Genomic DNA, 17,791 nt, shown 5'->3' on the forward strand with positions numbered 1-17,791 from the left:
TTAATTAGATTTATTTATAAAAAGGATTTTGTACCAAAGCTTTATTCGTTCTTAACTCTGTAAAATTTACAGGCAAGTAATGGCTATTAAAGTCTCTATATTTAGAAATAATAGATCGCTGTTTATCTGGCGGTGCACTAGCGGTAACCATGTCAATAATTAAATCTAAACGCTGGTAATTATTCCTTTTTGCATTTCTTAAGACATCAAACCATCTTTTTCCTTCAAAAGCAAATTCTCTTGCTCGTTCTTGCAAAATATAATCAGTTACCCCAGGTTTATCAGAATCTGGATCTGCAAAATCTGTACGTGTTTGTGTAAGAGCATTTGCTCTTGACCTAATCATTTCTATATATTCAACAGCTTTTTTACCATCTCCAATTTCATTAAGTGCTTCGGCTTTCATTAATAAAACATCTGCATATCTATATGCGAACCAGTGGGTAAAAGATTGCTCTAACGTTTTTCTAGTGTTTCTATCCTCACCTAAATATTTATAGATGGTATTATCGCTAGCTATTAAAGAAGCACCATTTCCTCTAATATCAAATTTTGTTTCATCGGTAAAATCAATTTGATATACTTGTTCCATAACCCTAGTAGAAGCTAAAAATCTTGGACGTTGAAAAAACATCACATAAAAAGGATTTAGTTGTTGTAAATCAAATTGAAACTCAAAAATACCTTCTGAAGAATTACCATTTGCATAGAGCGTACTAAACCAAGCGTTATTGCCTGGTACAAGCGAGAATCTACCAGAATCTTCTATTTTCTGACATGCCTCTATACATTTGTTATAATCTTCTAACCAAAGGTAAAGCTCTGCCTGCATGGCATTAATCGTATGTTTTGTAATACGCCCTTTATCTGCAGCTACACTACCATGTGTAGTTTTAGCTTTAGCTTCTGCCTCTATTAAATCTTTCTCTATCTGCTGAAAAACCTGTAACTGTGTTGATTGTGGTATTTGGAAATTATCAGCATCACTTTTAGTTGCTGTTAATTTTAAAGGTACATCGCCCCAGGTTTTAGCAAGAGTTAAATATAAAAATGCTCTTAAACCTAATGCCTCTGCTACATAGCCATTTAATTCTGTTTGTGTTAGTGTTGGATCTCTTTGTAAAACAGCCGGAGCCAAATCAATAACATTATTGCAATAGTTAATAATTCTATAAAATGTTCTCCAATTAGTAAGGTTACTGGTTTCTAAAACGTTAACTTCAATTAAATCAATTTCATCAATACTTGCAAAAGGCCCCTGTGTAACCATATCTCCTCTTAACTCGCCATACATAAATAACAATTCTACTAATGGAGCATCTCGGTTTCCCGGAGGAGAGGTTAACAAAGAACTATAACATCCAATTACAGCGGATTGAACTTGCTCTTTAGTTTGCCAAAACTCACTACCTACGATACCATCTTGTGGTTTTAGCTCTAACCACTTATTACAAGAAGTAAAACTTCCTAAAAACAGGGTTAATAAAAGCGTAATATAAATTTTTCTAAGTTTCATAACTTTAATTCTTTTCAATTAAAACCTGGTTGATAAGCCGAAAGTAAATCTTTTTGTAGGGGGAGTTCTAGAATTGTCTAGTGCGATTCCGAAAACACCACGCTGCATATTTACCTCAGGGTCTTGACCTCTATAATTGGTTAATGTGAAGATATTCTCACCAGTTAAAAACACTCTTACATCAGCAAGTTTAAGTTTCTTTAACATATCTTTTCCTAAGCTATAGCTAAGTGTTGCTGTTCTAAAACGTACAAATGACGCATCCTCTACGTATCTGTCTGAACCTAACCAATTAAATCCTGATGCAAATAATGCTCTTGGAATATCCGTTTCATCTCCTGGATTTCTCCACCTTCTTAAAACTGCGGTACTTTGATTATTGAAACCTGTTAAATTAGTGGTTAACATATCTGTTTGGTTAATAACCTCATAACCAATTCTGTAACTAAAAAACAAAGCTAATCTAATACGATTTTTATAATTGAATGAAGGACCAAAACCACCAGTGAATTTAGGATTACTATTACCTAGATATACAATATCTCTAGAGTCTATATTTCCGTCGTTATTGATATCCTCATACATGGCGTCTCCTGCCTGAAAAATGTAATCCGTTCTAGGATAGTTAAAACGCATATAAATTGGCTGACCATCTGGACCAAAAATTTGGTTACCATCTGCATCTCTTGCAATGGTTGCATCTTGATCTTTATAAACCCCTTTAAATCTGTATCCGTAAAAAGAACCATAAGGATTGTTCATTCTTAAGAAACGCTTATAACTACCGTTTCTATCGGCAAAACCTTCTTCTGCAGGAAAGAATTCGGAAATTTCACGTATGATATTTACGTTTCTAGCGATGTTGAAACCAAAATCAATCGTTAAATTTTTTGATTTATATGGGGTAGCATTAATACCAACTTCCCAACCTTGGTTATCTAATTTACCATAGTTTAAGTCGATATCATTAAAACCAGAAACAGAGGAAACTTGTAAGTTTTCAAATAATAAATCGGTAGACCTGTTTCTATATAAGTCAACATCAATTTTTAATTTTCTGTTGAACATTTCTAGGTTAAAACCAAGGTTAGAACCTGCTACGGTTTCCCATTTTAAATTGTTAAGCTCTATATTGGCAGGAAAAACTCCTGATAAGCCTAAGTAGTTAGATTGGAAATTATTGTAGAAATTATAGAATAAATAATCTGCTCTTGGCACCCTTCCAGACTCTCCGTAACTTGCTCTTACGCTCAAGTCATCAATAAATTTGAACTTCTGCATAAATTTCTCTGCAGACATTCTCCAACGTGTTGATATAGATGGGAAATATCCAAATCTATTATTAGGGCCAAATTTTGAGCTACCATCTGCTCTGATACCAACGTTAACAATATATCTATCATCATATTTATATTGTGTACTAATTAAAGTACCAATATTTCTAGACTCACCAATGCTGGTTAATAATCTTAACTCGGTATTTTGAGTTCTTGATGGAACAGATGGATCTGTTAATAAAGAAGATGCTGTATTTGAAGTTAAAGCTTCATGGAAAACACCTCTATAATCATCTGTTTGGATAGAAAGAATACTTTGCCACTCATGCTTCTCGCCAACAAAAGGCTTAAAAATAATATTAGCTTTAGATTGAACTCTAAATTGATCTAAATCAGAGTCTCCTGCTCTGTTAACAACGGTTTCTGTATATGGTCTACCTGTTGCATTTTGAGGTAAGAAATTATTGATTTTGCTATTATTGATATCAAACATTACAGAGAAATCAGAAAAGAGCACATTAGGAATGATATCGTATTTTAAGTTAAATATTGGTGTTATCCTCTCTCCTCTTTGTCTGTTTGAGGCAAACTCTGCCATGGCTACAGGATTGTAAGTACCAGGAAAAGCACCCTGAATATTTCTTGCTGGAGAAAAGAAATTTGGTGTTAAATTTCCAAATTCATCATATTCATAAATGCTCATGTTAGGCATTTTGGTATTGGCAACACTTCTTAATCCGTCTAGGTTATCACGGTCTCCGTTAACATAATTTCTATCTGTTACAGAGTGGGTATAGGCAATATCAGTTCTAAATCTAATTCTATCAGAAACGGTATAATCTAAGTTTAAACGAGCAGAAATCCTATCTAAACCAGTCCCTCTGGTTACCCCAATTTGGTCTAAATACCCAACTGAAGTATAGTATTTAGCTTTCTCTCCACCACCTTGAAGGGATAAGGTATGGTCACCAGATAAACCTGTTTGTGTAATTGCATCTATCCAATCGGTATTATTACTATAGTTTTTATACCAATAAACATCACTAGGGTCATACTGAAACTCTTTTACCGTTAAAGTATTTAAAGGTACACCATTTCTATTCATCACCATTTCTGGAATTAACTGCGAATATTGGTCTCCGTTTAAAAGAGGTATACCTAAAGGCACTGTAGCTAAAGAACCTCTAAAAGAATAATTGATAGTAGGTTTACCAATAGCCCCTCTTTTTGTAGTAATTAATAAAACTCCGTTAGAAGCTCTTGCACCCCAAACAGCAGTTGCAGCAGCATCTTTTAAGATGGTGATGGTTTCTATATCTGCCGGAGCAATATTTAATAACTGAGCATAACCATCTTGATCTGCGGTACCGAAGTTAAAATCTGATGGTACAGATGTTTCATAAGGTAAACCATCTACAACAATTAAAGGATCTGCAACACCACTGATAGAAGATGTACCTCGAATTCTAATGGCCATACCAGAACCTGGGTCTCCAGAGTTTGATGCAATATCAACACCCGCGATTCTGCCTTGTAAAGCCTCATCTATTGAGGTAGATTGCATCTCTTGCAATGATCTTGCGCTAATAGAAACACTTGAAGTTGTTAAATCTCTTTCATCAATAGTCATTAAACCAGTGTTGCCAGATTTTGCTGCACTTACGGTTACTCCCTCTAGTTCATTAAAGTTTGATTCTAAAGAAAAATTAATACTTGTTCTACCATTAACTACTGCTACTTGTGATTTATACCCCAAATAAGACACTGAAATGGTATGCTTAGGGTCTTTCATTTTTAAAGCAAAGTTTCCGTTTAAATCTGTAACAACCCCAGTTACAGTACGCTTATCTTTATCTTGTTCTACAACAGATGCACCAATAATAGGTTGTTTATCTGTTCTATCTATTACCCTTCCTCTTACAATAAACGTAGTAGAAGCGGCTGGGCTTTGAGCCATAAGCACTTGTGCACTTAATACACAAGCTATTACAGCTAATACCCTTAAAAAATAACTATTTAATATATTTCTCATTTCTATCTATAATCAAGATAATTATCAACTAAATGAATTAAAGCTCTGTCTGCAAGGTTATTACTTGGCCCATTGATGACCCTTGCCGTACGGTTGTTGTTCTGACCAGAAAAAGAAAGATTATTTAACTGATTATTTATTCTCACAGTTACTATTTCATCATTTATATTTCTGAACAGAGTCTCTGTAGAGGTTATATTTTGATTACCATCTGGCGCTACCGTATTTCTTACCAAAATATGGTATCTGATAAAAGAAGAAACTCTTTCTATATCTAAAGCGTTTGTAGATGTTGCGCTTGCAGGTAACAGCCCGGCTGTGACAGCGGCCGCTATAGAAGCATTGTTAGGTATTAATAGCGTATATGATGTACCTAATGCTACTCCATTTATAGCGCCAGTTGTACGATTATAAAGTGGAGAGCTATTTAAATAATCAAAAAATCTTCTAAATTCTGAACCAACTGGTGCTGCTAAAGCTGCTAATTCTAAGCCTATTGATCTTTCACTAAACTCTAGTATGTTATCTGTATAATAAACCCTACCGTTTCTGGTGTCTTCAAAGCCTGTAATGTTTACAATATTGCCTAAATCTTCATTACCAGCCGCAAATACAGTATTATTATTCCACTTGATATATTCACCTGGGATATCTCTATCTCCTGTTCTAATAATACCAGAACCTGATAAATTATTTAACTCATTATTAGGTGTTGCAACAATATGATTATATAATATTCTTTGTAATCTTAATCTTGCTACTGGACCAGATACTCTTACACCTGTTGCCGGAGATACATAAACCCACTCATTTCTAGTTCCGTCAAAATCAAATCCTTTTGCTTTTAGAACTTGATCAGACATCATAAACAAAGTAAATCTTATTCTTAAGTTATTGATGATTCTTCTGTACTCTTCGTTAAGGGCCCTTGTCATTAACGTAAAAGCCGGATTTAAATAAGGCGCACTGTAAACAGAATAGAAAGTATTGGCTTCTTGTACTTTATTAGTACCATAGAAAATACCATTACTTAACATTTTTTTATCTACAATATTGGTATTAGGATTAAATCTGGCTTCTTCTTCTAAAAGATTAATACTTGCATTAAACTTACTAGGCCACACCGTAGTTTGCCACATATGTGCATTTATCAAATCTGTTAAAATATAGGTTGGTAATGCATCTAAAGAAGGATAATGTTCTAATATAACGTTATTGATAAAATCTTGAAGAACGGCATTTGTTGGCACAAACATGCTATAACCATCTGCCTGTCCATCATTATCCATAACTTTTAGAAAATTTTCATTATTAGGTGAAAATGCCAATGCCGGATGATAAACTTTTATAAAAACATCTTCTGTGCTTCCTGTTAATATTCTATATCTTCTAGTAGCAAGTTCATTTCTTTGGTAGGTAACTAAATACTTATCTAAAATAGATTTAAACAAACTATATTCTGGCTTGCTAGCTAAATATTGATCTATACTTGGTAAAGGAACATTAACTGAAGTTACTTCGTGAATAACACCATTTTCAGCTAGAATATCTGCTGTTTTAACAGAACCAGCACCCACATTAAAACCAGTGTAAGTTTGGTTAGGGTAGAAATAATTATAATCAGCAGCGGTTAAACCAGCAGCTGTCATATACTTTTCATGAAAATATGGAATAAACTTATTATTGTTATCCCCATCTACATAATAGGGTGTACCTAAACTACTTAAGGAGTTATTTCTATTAGAAGAAAAAACAACACGTTCTTGTCCATTAACTACCTCTTTGTAAAAACCATCGTAATAAGCGGTTCTTCTTTTATAGGCAACGTTTGGTACCCAACCTAAACTAGACTGATAATCAGAAATTCTATCGGTTTTAAATGCGTTAAATACTAATGCATATTTTACAATTTTTTCTGCCAACTCTTTAGAAACAGCATCTGCATTGGTAATACCGTTTTCTTGAAAATAAAGCTGGAAAGCTTCATCATTAGGGGCAAAAAGTGTCCAGTATCCTGATTTAGATAGAATATCTTTATAGGACGCTTTATCTATGAGTTTAATAAAGCTGGTAAAATTACCTTTTGCAACCAATTGCTGGTAAATAGGATCGGCTAGAGAGTCTGGCCTTCCATAGTACTCGTCAAATTTATCTTTTTGGCAGCCTAGCAACATAACATTGGCGGCAATAACCAAAAGGATAACACGTTTAATTGATGTTAACATAATCGGGTATATCTAAAAAAAATATAAAGTGGATTCTTATAAAAAAGAATGATAAAAGGTTTATAAACCTTTACTTAGTGTATCATGTACTTAGAACTACTACATCATCTACACTTAAATAAGGCTTACTTTGGTTAAAGTAAAATTTAGTCATGTTTTGGTTTTATTAGGTTACTATTTGGTTTTATAACAGCATCATACATTACTGCTATTGGTTATCATCTAAGGTATACCAATTAAAAAATAACCGCAACCTGTAGTATCCTGTAAGGTAGCCTGATGACCTAAAAAATATCATTATAGAGCTAAAAAACCGGATTAATTCCCATCAGGCTTTACTAAATCGTTTCTTAAACTTAAAGGCCAAATCCAAGTAGCTGGATCATCTGGCTTAGCAGGATAGTAATTTTTAAAATTCTTGATGTACTTTTTTAAACGTATATCTTGCTGCATGATTTCTTTAACGATTATTTTCGCAATCTGAAAAGCACCATAAGTACTAAAGTGTGTATTATCTGCAATGGCTTGTGTTTGGCCGGGGTAAGTATTTGCAGCATAGTGTACTAAAGCTTTTTTTGACTCTTCTTCTCCTAATGCTTCGTACAATATTTTTGTTGCTTTGTTAAGGTCTATTAAAGGAACATTTAATGCTTGTGCTACTTTTCTTGCTGCGTCTGGAAAATCGCCTAAAGTTTCTACCACTTTACCTTCTTTATTAAAAGACCTTCTGCTGGTAGAAGTAAGAATAATAGGGATGGCATTTTTACTGCGGGCACTATTTACAAATAACTTCAAACGCTCTGTATAAGATTTATAAGCACCATCATCTGGGCCTTTATCTTTTTGGTCATTATGTCCAAATTCTATAAACAGATAATCGCCGGGTTTTATAACACTTAAAATTTTATCTAAACGTTTTGAGCCTAAAAAACTACCTAGCGTTAAACCAGATTCGGCATGGTTAGCAATAGCAACACCGGGTTTAAAAAAGTAAGGTATCATCTGCCCCCAGGCAGCCCAAGGCTCGGTATCTTGATTAACCACCGTTGAATTTCCTGCCAAGTAAACAGTTATTTGATCATCAACCGGAGTGATTTCTAAAGCAGCTAAAGAGGTTTTACCGTTAAACTCGATGGTTAATTTATCATCCCAATCTAGTTTAGTAAGCTCTCTTTCTTTTAAAGCTACTTTCTTGTCTGGCGTTATGTTTCTGTCTTTGATGTTTACAATAAAGCTTTCATACTTATATTTCCCTTTCGGGATTTTAACATCTTTTAGCATCAGCCTTCTAGACTCTGCTTTTACGGTACTAAGTGCATCACCATGAGGGTTTGCTAAAAGCACTTTTACTTCATAGTTACCTTCTGGTAAATTTACCGAGAAATAAAAAACTTTGTCTGATGAAACTACATCATAAGCGCCCTTTTTTACCTCACTAAATGTAGGCTGAGTTTCAAAATCAAAACCAAAAACTGATGCTTTGCTGTATTTATCGCCTTGTTTAATATTTTTATATTCAGCGCCTAAATCGGCTTTGCCAAAATCAAATTTATAACTAGGTCTAGCAGCTTGTTGAGCCTGTAAACTCCCTGAAAAGGTAAAAGCTAAAAGTAAAAAACTTAGTATCCTCATATTTTTGTAAGGGTGTGTAATTGGTTGCTTTTGGTTTTAAAATTTAGTTGATGATAGGTTTTGTTATTGATGGTTATTTGCTTACTCAACTGGCCTGTTTCCTGTATTTTTAAGGGAACCAAACTTAAAATATTGCAATCTTCGCCTTTACGAGATAATATTTCTGCTTTGGCCAATTGCTGTTGTGCCCAAGACATATTGATAAGGAAATTTCCTCTGGCTACTAGCCCTTTTACCTCGCCCTCAGGCCAAGCGCTTGGTAAAGCAGGCAATAATTGTACATACTGTAAATGACTTTGTAAAAGCATCTCGGTTATGCCAGCTGTTGCGCCAAAGTTTCCATCTATCTGAAATGGCGGATGCGTATCAAATAAATTGTTTAGGGTTGAGTTTTTTAACAGTTCTTGATATAATAGATAAGCATGGTCTCCGTCTAATAACCTTGCCCAAAAGTTAATTTTCCAAGCTTTGCTCCAACCTGTTCCGCTATCACCTCTCATGTTTAATGTTTGTTTTGCAGCATCGGCATATTTACCTGTTAATAATGGAGATATTTGCCTACCGGGATGCAGTCCAAATAAATGCGAAACGTGTCTATGTTGAGGGTCTTCGTCTTCCCAATCGCCGTACCACTCCATTAAATTACCTTTTTTGCCAATTTGTAATGGATGTAAAAGAGCTTTCTTTTGTTCGAGCCTTTTTATCAGTTCTTCATCGGTATTTAAAACTTTTGCAGCCTCAATAACATTGGTAAATAAATCCCAAATAATTTGCATATCCATGGCTGATGCTATAGTTACCGCACCTTTATAACCTGCCGGATGTAGGTAAACATTTTCTGGTGATGTTGAGGGCGCTGTTACTAACTCGCCTTTATGCTCTACCAACCAATCTTCGCAAAAAGCAGCTGCTGTTTTCATTAATGGATAAGCCACATTTTTAAGGTATTCTTTATCTTTTGTGAACTGATAATGCTCAAATAAATGCTGAGATAACCACGGACTACCTAATGACCAATTTGCCCATTTTGGGTCGCCACCACCTTCACCTACCGGATTAGTTTGAGCCCATACATCAGAATTATGGTGCACCACCCAGCCTTTCATTTTATAATAGTTTTGTGCTGTGGCTGTTCCGTTTTTAGCCATTAAAGCGATATGATTTATCAAAGGCTGTGTAAGCTCAGACAGGTTAGTCATTTCTGCAGGCCAATAATTCATTTGTAGATTGATATTTGTGGTATAATTACTACGCCATGATGGTCTGAGTAAATGATTCCAAATCCCCTGCAAATTTGCTGGCGGACTGCCTGCTCTAGAACTAGATATTAATAAGTATCTACCAAACTGATAATATAAAATCTCTAGTCCTGTATCTTTCTTTCCACTTTTATAAAGCGCTAAGCGTTGTTTGGTATCAAAATCTGGTTGATATTCTCCTTTTAGCGATAAAGACAACCTATTAAAATAAGATTGATAATCTTGCTGATGTGCTTTTAGCAAAGTTTGGTAGCTTTTTTTAGCCACTCGGTTTATATCATTGGTTACAGCCTGTTTTTCATCTTTACCATCTTTATCCGGGCATTTATTTATCCCATTAAAAGAGGTTTGCGCTGCTATGATGAGTACTACTTCTGTAGCATTTTTAAAGCTGAGCGTACTATCTTTAGAATTGATTATACCATCGTTTTTCAGGATTTTCACTCGCCACTCAAAACGCATTCCTTTACAAGCTTCATCATCGTTAAAAATAATAGGTTTAATGTTTCTGCGTTCATCACTTTCTATTCTTGCTTTTCCTTGTAACACCAATTCGTTTTGTTTATTAACAAAGCTTTTATGTTGTAGCAAATGAGAGTTAGAGATACTAAAATTTAGCATTTTAGCTTTATCACTACGTATACGTAAAACCATCACTTGGTCTGGATAAGAAGAAAACATTTCTCTGGTATAGGTAACGCCATCAAGCTGAAAAGTTGTGGTAGCTAGTGCTTTCTCTATATCTAAAGTTCGTTTATAGTTTTTTACTTCTTTATTTATTTCTTGGTGGATGAGTATATCGCCCAAAGACTGATACATATTGGTATTTAGACCTTGCATTTTCTTCAATAAAGAAATTGCTTTAGGCACACTATCGGCAAACAAAGCTGAGCGTACTTGCGCTAAATAAGGAAAAGCGTATGGGTTGGGATTTAAATCTGCCGGACCACCTGTCCAAAGTGTGGCTTCATTTAATTGTATCAATTCTTTGGATGGATGCCCAAATATCATGGCTCCTAACCTACCATTGCCAATGGGTAAAGCTTCATTCCAATCTTTAGCTGGCTCTTTATACCAAAGTTCTAACTTTTCTTTTTGCGTATCCTGAGCTTGACTATCGAAAAAAACAAATAGTAAAGTTGCAGTTAGCAAATAGCATAAAAAGCTTTTCATTGTGTTGTTTATAATTGGCGTTTGAAAGATATAAGATAATATTCCAAAATGCATCCTGTAGCATCTTGTATAAAATAATGTTCAGGACACCGCAGGTTGCACTCCTTTATGGGTATTTATAGTTTAGCAAACATCAATCTTGAAAATATTTTTTAATTATAGCCAATAGTACCTATTTAAACAATTTCTTATATCCGTATTCATTCGGCTTGCTTTTATTTTTTCAAGATTGGTAACAACCTTTTGTTAACCAAATTATTTCACTATGAAAATTAAACTCTATTCGCCTCTTTGCAGGTATTTGCAAGGTGTTTTCCTACTCTTTATCCTTTGTACTTTAAGCCTCAAAACATTGGCTCAACAAAGTATTAGCGGGCAAGTAAAAGATGATGCCGGTCTAGGTATACCTGGTGTTTATATTTCTGTTAAAAACGGAAAAAACACAACTTTAACAGATATTGATGGAAATTTTAAGATTACCGCTAACGTAGGTGAGACATTGGTTGTAAAATCATTAGGATATACAACCAAAGAAATTTTAGTTACACAAGCAACTAGCAGCTTACAAATTCAGCTAGAAACCAATACCGAAAAATTAACAGAAGTGGTGGTGGTTGGTTACGGTACAGTAACTAAAAAAGAAGCAACCGGAGCTATTGCCCAAGTATCATCAAAACAAATTGAAGAAGTACCAGTACAAAACGCCATACAAGCATTACAGGGAAGAGCTGCTGGTGTTGATGTAACTTCTAACGCCCGACCGGGTGAGCTAGGAAGTATAAGAATACGTGGAAATAGATCTTTACTAGCTGGTAACGACCCCTTATATGTGGTAGATGGCATACCACTTACCGCTGGCGGGATAGACGCTATAAACCCACATGATATTGAAACTATTGATGTTTTAAAAGATGCTGCTTCTACCGCCATATTTGGTTCAAGAGGCGCTAACGGTGTAGTGATGATTACCACCAAAAAAGGTAAAAGCGGTACAGCAAAAATCAATTACAACCTCATTACCAATTTTGATTACATCAATTACTTGGATGAAAATTTTACTGCCGGAGAATATGCAGAATACAGAAGAGATGCTTACCGGGCCTTATCAAACAACCCAAGTTCTGGTTACTCTACTCCTTACCCAAACCCAATAGAAGATAAACGTATTTTAGGTAACGACCCTAATGCTTGGGAAAATATTGCAAGAGGTTATACTTGGTTAGACAAAGAAAACCTTATTCCGCAAACAAGGCCAACAACAGCTGCCGAGCAAGCTTTATGGGGTGTAAGTCAAGTTCCTATCTATAATGGAGATTTAATACCTACTACCAATTGGACAGATTATGTAAGCAGAACCGGTATTACCCAAGACCATACTTTAAGCTTAAGTATGGGTTCAGAAAAAATGAATGCTTATGTTTCTGGCGGGTATTTAGACCAAGTTGGCACCAATAATGGACAAGATTATAAAAGATATAACCTTAAAACCAGTTTTGATTTAAAACCTACTACATGGTTTAGTTTAGGAGGTTCTATCACAGGAACATGGAGCGTACAAAATTTTGGCTTTATGGGTACTGGTAGCAGAGGTGCAAACGGTATTTATGCTGCTGCATTAGGCATGTTACCTTTTGCCGTTCCTTACGATGCTAATGGGCAATTTATTTACAACCCAGGGGCAGACATCAACATCGTAAACCCTATACAGGAAGATAAATTTGTGATTAATGAGAGAACAAGTTTAAGAGCTTTAGGTAGCTTGTATGCGGAGCTAAATTTCTTAAAAGATTTTAAATACAGAATCAACTTCGGACCAGATTTTAGAAATTTCAGAAACGGACAGTTTCAAGACAAGCAATCTCTATTAAGAGGTGGTGGCGCCCCAACATCTACCAATTTTGCAAGATTAAGCCAAAACCAAGCTTTTGCATGGACATTAGACAATCTTATTTATTATGATAAAACCATCAACAAGCAACATAAAATTGGTTTAACCTTATTACAGAGTTCTACTTTTAATCGTAACGATGGTTCTGATATGTCTGCTATAGACTTACCTTATAACAGTCAGTTATGGTATAATTTAGGTTCAACATCACAAGGAAAATTACAAGGCTGGGGCTCTAATTATAGCAAATACACCTTATCATCCTACATGGCTAGGGTTAATTATTCCTTATCAGATAAATATATCTTAACAGCCTCTGCAAGATGGGACGGCTCATCTGTTCTAGCAGAAGGTAATAAATGGGATTTCTTCCCCTCAGCATCAGTTGCATGGCGAATGGAGCAAGAAAATTTCATCAAAAATATCAATTGGATATCGCAATTAAAACCTCGTTTAGGTATCGGTGTAACCGGAAACTCTTCTGTTGACCCCTACTCTACAGCAGGAGCCATAATTTTAATGCCTATTGTTTTTGGCTCTCAGGTTTCTATGGGATATATCCCATCTGACCCTAAAGCAGCAAACCCTGGCACTTTACCCAATAGAGAGTTAAGCTGGGAAAAAACCACATCAGTAAACTTGGGTGTTGATTTTGGATTTTTTAGAGATCGGATATCAGGAAGTATAGATGTTTATAGAACCACTACTAACGATTTACTATTTAACCGCCCCGTGAATTTAGTAACGGGCTTTACTTCCATTTTCTTTAATACCGGCCAAACACGTGGTAAAGGTTTAGATTTTAGTGTAAATACTGTAAACGTAGACAGCAAAGACTTTAGATGGAACACCACCATTAACCTTTCTTTAAATGATGCTGAAGTTGTAGAAACCGCCTTTGGTAAAGTTGATGATGTAGGACAAAACCTTTTTATAGGAGAAAATCCATACATTTTTTATGATTACAAAAAGATAGGAATTTGGCAAACTTCTGACACCGATGAGCTTGCAAGATTTAATGCCAATGGTTCTAATTTTAAACCCGGTGATATACGTGTAGAGGATGTTAATGGAGATTATAAAATTGATGCGATTAATGACAGACAAATTTTAGGTAACCGCTTTGGAACTTGGAATGGAGGGATCACCAATACCCTAGCTTACAAAAATTGGACTTTATCTTTCTTTGTTATAGCCCGTGGTGGCTTTCTAATTGAAGGTGGCGCATCTGATTTACAAGGGCGTTATAACTCTAGAAAAGTTAATTATTGGACACCAGACAACCCAAGTAATGAATACCCTAGAGCCGATTTTGGTAATGGAGGACAACCTCTTTTCTATTCTGCTATGAATTATCAGGATGGTACTTTTGTTAAAGTTCGTAACATATCTTTAGGCTATAATCTTCCTAAAAAAGCTATTCAGCCTTTAAAAATGAGCAATCTAAACATCTATGCTCAGGTATTAAATCCATTCTTATATACCAAAAATGGGTTTATAGACCCAGATATTTTCAGCTCTATTAGTTCTAGAACTTTTGTATTAGGCCTTAACGCTTCATTTTAAAAACATCATCATGAAAAAGATAAAAAACTTAATTATAGCAGGGCTGGCAAGTACAGTTTTAACTATGCCTGCTTGCAAAAAATTTATAGACGAAGAATTGGTTGCTACCTTAACCAATGATTATTATAACACACCAGACGGAATTGAAAAACTTGTTACCGGTATGTATGATGGTTTAAGATTTCATTTTAACTATGAATGGGCTTATACTACTACCAATTATGGTGTAGATGAGTTTACCAATGGTGGAGGTTTAGACCGAGTTTATATGAACACCTATTCTAGCGTTTTTGACCCCAGGGTAGAAGATATTAATGCTGTTTGGAATAATATGTATGCAAACATCAATACTGCAAATACAGGTATCAGTAAAATTCCGCAGGTTTTTCCGCAAGGTGGTACATTAGCTAATACGCGTTTAGGCGAGTGTTATTTCATGAGGGCTTTTGATTATTTTAAACTGGTAAAGCAATTTGGTGGTGTACCTTTAAAATTAACACCAACAGAGGGCTTACTTACCGAGTTTTCTAGAGCTAGTGCAGAAGAAGTTTATGCGCAGATTATTACAGATTTTAGAAAAGCTATTGATTTATTACCGCCAACAGCTGCACAAACGGGCAGAATTACCAAAGCTGCAGCACAACACTGTTTGGCGAAGACTTATTTGTATAGAGCGAGTGAATTAAATGCTGCTTTTAGTAAAACTACAGATTTAGACAGCGCCATATTTTATGGCAAACAGGTTATAGAAGCTTCTACCCATCGTTTAGCTACAAATTTTGCAGATATTTTTAGATACACCAAAGTAAATGATGTAAATGAAACTAATCCGGAGATTATTTTAGCTGCCCAATTTGATAATAATGATGCCTTAGCCGGTAGGTACGGAAATCAAACACACCTACATTTTTTATCGGTTTACCAAAACCTGCCGGGTATGACAAGAGATTTAATTAATGGTAGAGAGTTTCAGCGATTAAGACCTACCAATTATGCGTTAGATATTTATGATAGAACCAACGATTCTAGGTTTTACAAAAGTTTTAAAACTTCTTACTTAGCTAATAATGCTAACACTTTACCAAGCTGGAGTGCCGCAAACGCCCCTACTCCGGCACAAGTTGGCCAAAGAAAGTTCTTAGTTGGCGATACATCTATTATTTACATTGTTAATGCAGCAAACGATACTAGGTTTACACTGCAAACCATTAACCGCTCTGCTCCATCTTTATATGTAAGATATTATTTAGATAATGGGGTAGTAAAAACCAATTGGAGCTTAAGTCAGTACCCAAGTTTATCAAAATATTTAGACCCTTTTAGAACATCAGTTGCTAGCCAATTAGGTACTAGAGATGGTATTATAGCCAGAATTGCCGAAACCTATTTAATTGTAGCAGAAGCTTATGGCCGAAAAGAAGATTATGCAAATGCTGTCATCTATATCAATAGGGTAAGAGAAAGAGCCGGCTACGATACTAATGAAACACGTAGCCCTGTTTATTTTAGAGCGCAAAACTTGCCAAATACGGCAACTGGTTCTACCAAAAATGCGATGCTAATTACAGAAAATGCCTTTGTACCAGGTACTACCGAGGCTGCCAAAGAGCTATATATTTCAGGTGTTAATACCAAGAAAGATGGTTTTGTACATTTCATGTTAAATGAAAGATCAAGAGAATTGATGGGCGAATTTCATCGTTGGGAAGATTTATCTAGAACCAGAACATTGGTGAGCAGAGGTAAGGCTTTTAACCCAGAAGCAGCACCAAACCTAAGCGATAAGTTTTTATTGAGACCAATTCCTCAATCTTTCTTAGATGTTAACGAGAAAGATGGCAGACCCTTAACGCCAGAAGAAAAACAACAACAACAAAATCCGGGTTGGTAATTATCAAAAACTTAGAAAACAATAAAGGGATTCTCCGCTAAAAGAGAATCCCTTATTTATTATAGAATGATTCGCAATAATCATCATTATTTACAGCCTAACCGATAGAAACCATCATCAATAAACTAAAAAACACATTCCTCATACTTAAAATTTAAAAGGTTCTTGTTTAAGAAAAATTCGGTAATCTTTTACCATACCGTTTTGGCTTTTATCAGATCTGGGAAGGTATCTTAGGCTACTAACTTCTACTAATTCTCCTAAATCTATTACAATTTGGTGTGGATGTTTGGGTTTTGCGCCAACAGCCTGTGTTTGCCAAAAAGTAGACTCCTGCTGGTCGTAAACTTTATCAGCCGCATGGTTAGCTGCTGTAATTTCTTCAGAATCGGCATAAATAACCTTCCATTTGAGGGTTGATAGCGTTTGTCCGTCTGTACTGGTAAGTTCTAACTCGGCAATAGAGCTTAAAACATCTTTTTCTTGTTGCGCATTTAAAGCCTCAAAGCATAAGTATTGGGCTTTTACAGAGGCGTTAAACTTTACTTCTTTCCAGCCTGTACCGGCTGTAAAACTTCCAACAGCAATAGGTTTTTCTGCTGCTAAATCTAAATTTTGGTTTTTCTTACGATGAAGCAAAGACTCATCGGGGTTTAGTTGGTCTAAAATAGCTTCTTTTAAACCAGCCAATTTGGGTTCTTTGGGGCTATCAACATCTAGAACAATAACTTCATTTTTACCCTTTTTAAGCCAAGCACCGGGTATAAATAGCGTTTGTTGCGGACCAATTTTCCAGAACCTGCCCATATTGTATCCGTTTACCCAAAGCATGCCCTTACCCCATGTACTTACATCTAAAAAGGTATCTCCTACTTTATCTATTACAAAATATCCTTTATACCACCCTGGAGTTTGTATTTGTTGGGTTTTAAACTTCGCCTTGGTTTGAAATTCATAATCTACCGGGAAATTGTAAACCGTCCAATTAGTAAGTATCGTTTTATCATTCCCATGGATGATTTCTACCTTTTCTGTGATACCTTTTCTATCTATAATAGCTTTACCATAATTTACCCTTCCGGTAGCTTCAACTAAAATATCTAATCTGGCAGTTTTAGATAAAGCTGGTATTTCTAAGGTATTATCGCCTCTTCTTCTATCTAATCTGCCAATAGATTTTCCGTCTATAAACACATTAGCCCAGTCATGCAACTCGGTAATTAAAAGTTTTTGCTTTTGCGCTGATGGCTTTAAATAAGTTCTATACAAGATACGGCCCCAACCTTGGTTAAACATTTCCATAGGTTTAATATCTTTTGAGGGGATGCCTTT

General features: G+C 35.3%; 7 protein-coding genes and 1 pseudogene. 2 read left to right on the plus strand and 6 right to left on the minus strand.

Annotation, left to right across the window (positions count from 1 at the left end; all coding sequences use genetic code 11):
• Nucleotides 1–10: 10 nt before the first annotated feature.
• The 5 genes and pseudogenes from FYC62_RS06685 to FYC62_RS06705 all read right to left on the minus strand — a co-directional run bounded on the left by FYC62_RS06685 (nt 11) and on the right by FYC62_RS06705 (nt 11,114).
• Entirely contained in the window at nt 11–1,516 is a 1,506-nt protein-coding gene (locus FYC62_RS06685) for a RagB/SusD family nutrient uptake outer membrane protein (protein WP_039448729.1), read from the minus strand.
• Between the two features lie 18 nt (nt 1,517–1,534).
• Nucleotides 1,535–4,825, minus strand: coding sequence for a SusC/RagA family TonB-linked outer membrane protein (locus FYC62_RS06690; protein WP_149074400.1), 3,291 nt, complete (start codon nt 4,823–4,825; stop codon nt 1,535–1,537).
• Nucleotides 4,826–6,690: 1,865 nt separating this feature from the next.
• A pseudogene (locus tag FYC62_RS18140) lies at nt 6,691–7,050 on the minus strand (fasciclin domain-containing protein); the annotation flags it as partial.
• A gap of 318 nt (nt 7,051–7,368) precedes the next feature.
• On the minus strand, nt 7,369–8,682 hold the full coding sequence (locus FYC62_RS06700) for a rhamnogalacturonan acetylesterase (RefSeq protein WP_149074402.1): 1,314 nt from the start codon (nt 8,680–8,682) through the stop codon (nt 7,369–7,371).
• On the minus strand, nt 8,679–11,114 hold the full coding sequence (locus tag FYC62_RS06705) for a glycoside hydrolase family 95 protein (RefSeq protein WP_149074403.1): 2,436 nt from the start codon (nt 11,112–11,114) through the stop codon (nt 8,679–8,681). Before FYC62_RS06705 ends, FYC62_RS06700 begins: the two co-directional genes overlap by 4 nt.
• A 265-nt stretch (nt 11,115–11,379) precedes the next feature.
• On the opposite strand from FYC62_RS06705, the gene FYC62_RS06710 reads away from it, so the two are divergent.
• Nucleotides 11,380–14,568, plus strand: coding sequence for a SusC/RagA family TonB-linked outer membrane protein (locus FYC62_RS06710; protein WP_149074404.1), 3,189 nt, complete (start codon nt 11,380–11,382; stop codon nt 14,566–14,568).
• A 10-nt stretch (nt 14,569–14,578) separates the two neighbouring features.
• Nucleotides 14,579–16,459, plus strand: coding sequence for a RagB/SusD family nutrient uptake outer membrane protein (locus FYC62_RS06715; RefSeq protein ID WP_149074405.1), 1,881 nt, complete (start codon nt 14,579–14,581; stop codon nt 16,457–16,459).
• A gap of 147 nt (nt 16,460–16,606) precedes the next feature.
• Here FYC62_RS06715 and FYC62_RS17290 read toward each other — a convergent pair whose 3' ends face one another.
• Nucleotides 16,607–17,761, minus strand: a complete 1,155-nt coding sequence (locus FYC62_RS17290) for a discoidin domain-containing protein (protein WP_205943812.1) — start codon at nt 17,759–17,761, stop codon at nt 16,607–16,609.
• Nucleotides 17,762–17,791 lie beyond the last annotated feature (30 nt).

This window comes from Pedobacter aquae (genome assembly GCF_008195825.1).
Lineage (GTDB): Bacteria > Bacteroidota > Bacteroidia > Sphingobacteriales > Sphingobacteriaceae > Pseudopedobacter > Pseudopedobacter aquae.

What these genes read in the sequence shown, in the direction of transcription:
- FYC62_RS06690 (WP_149074400.1), bottom strand. Translation starts at nt 4,825, where the DNA reads ATGAGAAATATATTAAATAGTTATTTTTTAAGGGTATTAGCTGTAATA.
- FYC62_RS06700 (WP_149074402.1), bottom strand. Translation starts at nt 8,682, where the DNA reads ATGAGGATACTAAGTTTTTTACTTTTAGCTTTTACCTTTTCAGGGAGT.
- FYC62_RS06685 (WP_039448729.1), bottom strand. Translation starts at nt 1,516, where the DNA reads ATGAAACTTAGAAAAATTTATATTACGCTTTTATTAACCCTGTTTTTA.
- FYC62_RS17290 (WP_205943812.1), bottom strand. Translation starts at nt 17,761, where the DNA reads ATGGAAATGTTTAACCAAGGTTGGGGCCGTATCTTGTATAGAACTTAT.
- FYC62_RS06715 (WP_149074405.1), top strand. Translation starts at nt 14,579, where the DNA reads ATGAAAAAGATAAAAAACTTAATTATAGCAGGGCTGGCAAGTACAGTT.
- FYC62_RS06705 (WP_149074403.1), bottom strand. Translation starts at nt 11,114, where the DNA reads ATGAAAAGCTTTTTATGCTATTTGCTAACTGCAACTTTACTATTTGTT.
- FYC62_RS06710 (WP_149074404.1), top strand. Translation starts at nt 11,380, where the DNA reads ATGAAAATTAAACTCTATTCGCCTCTTTGCAGGTATTTGCAAGGTGTT.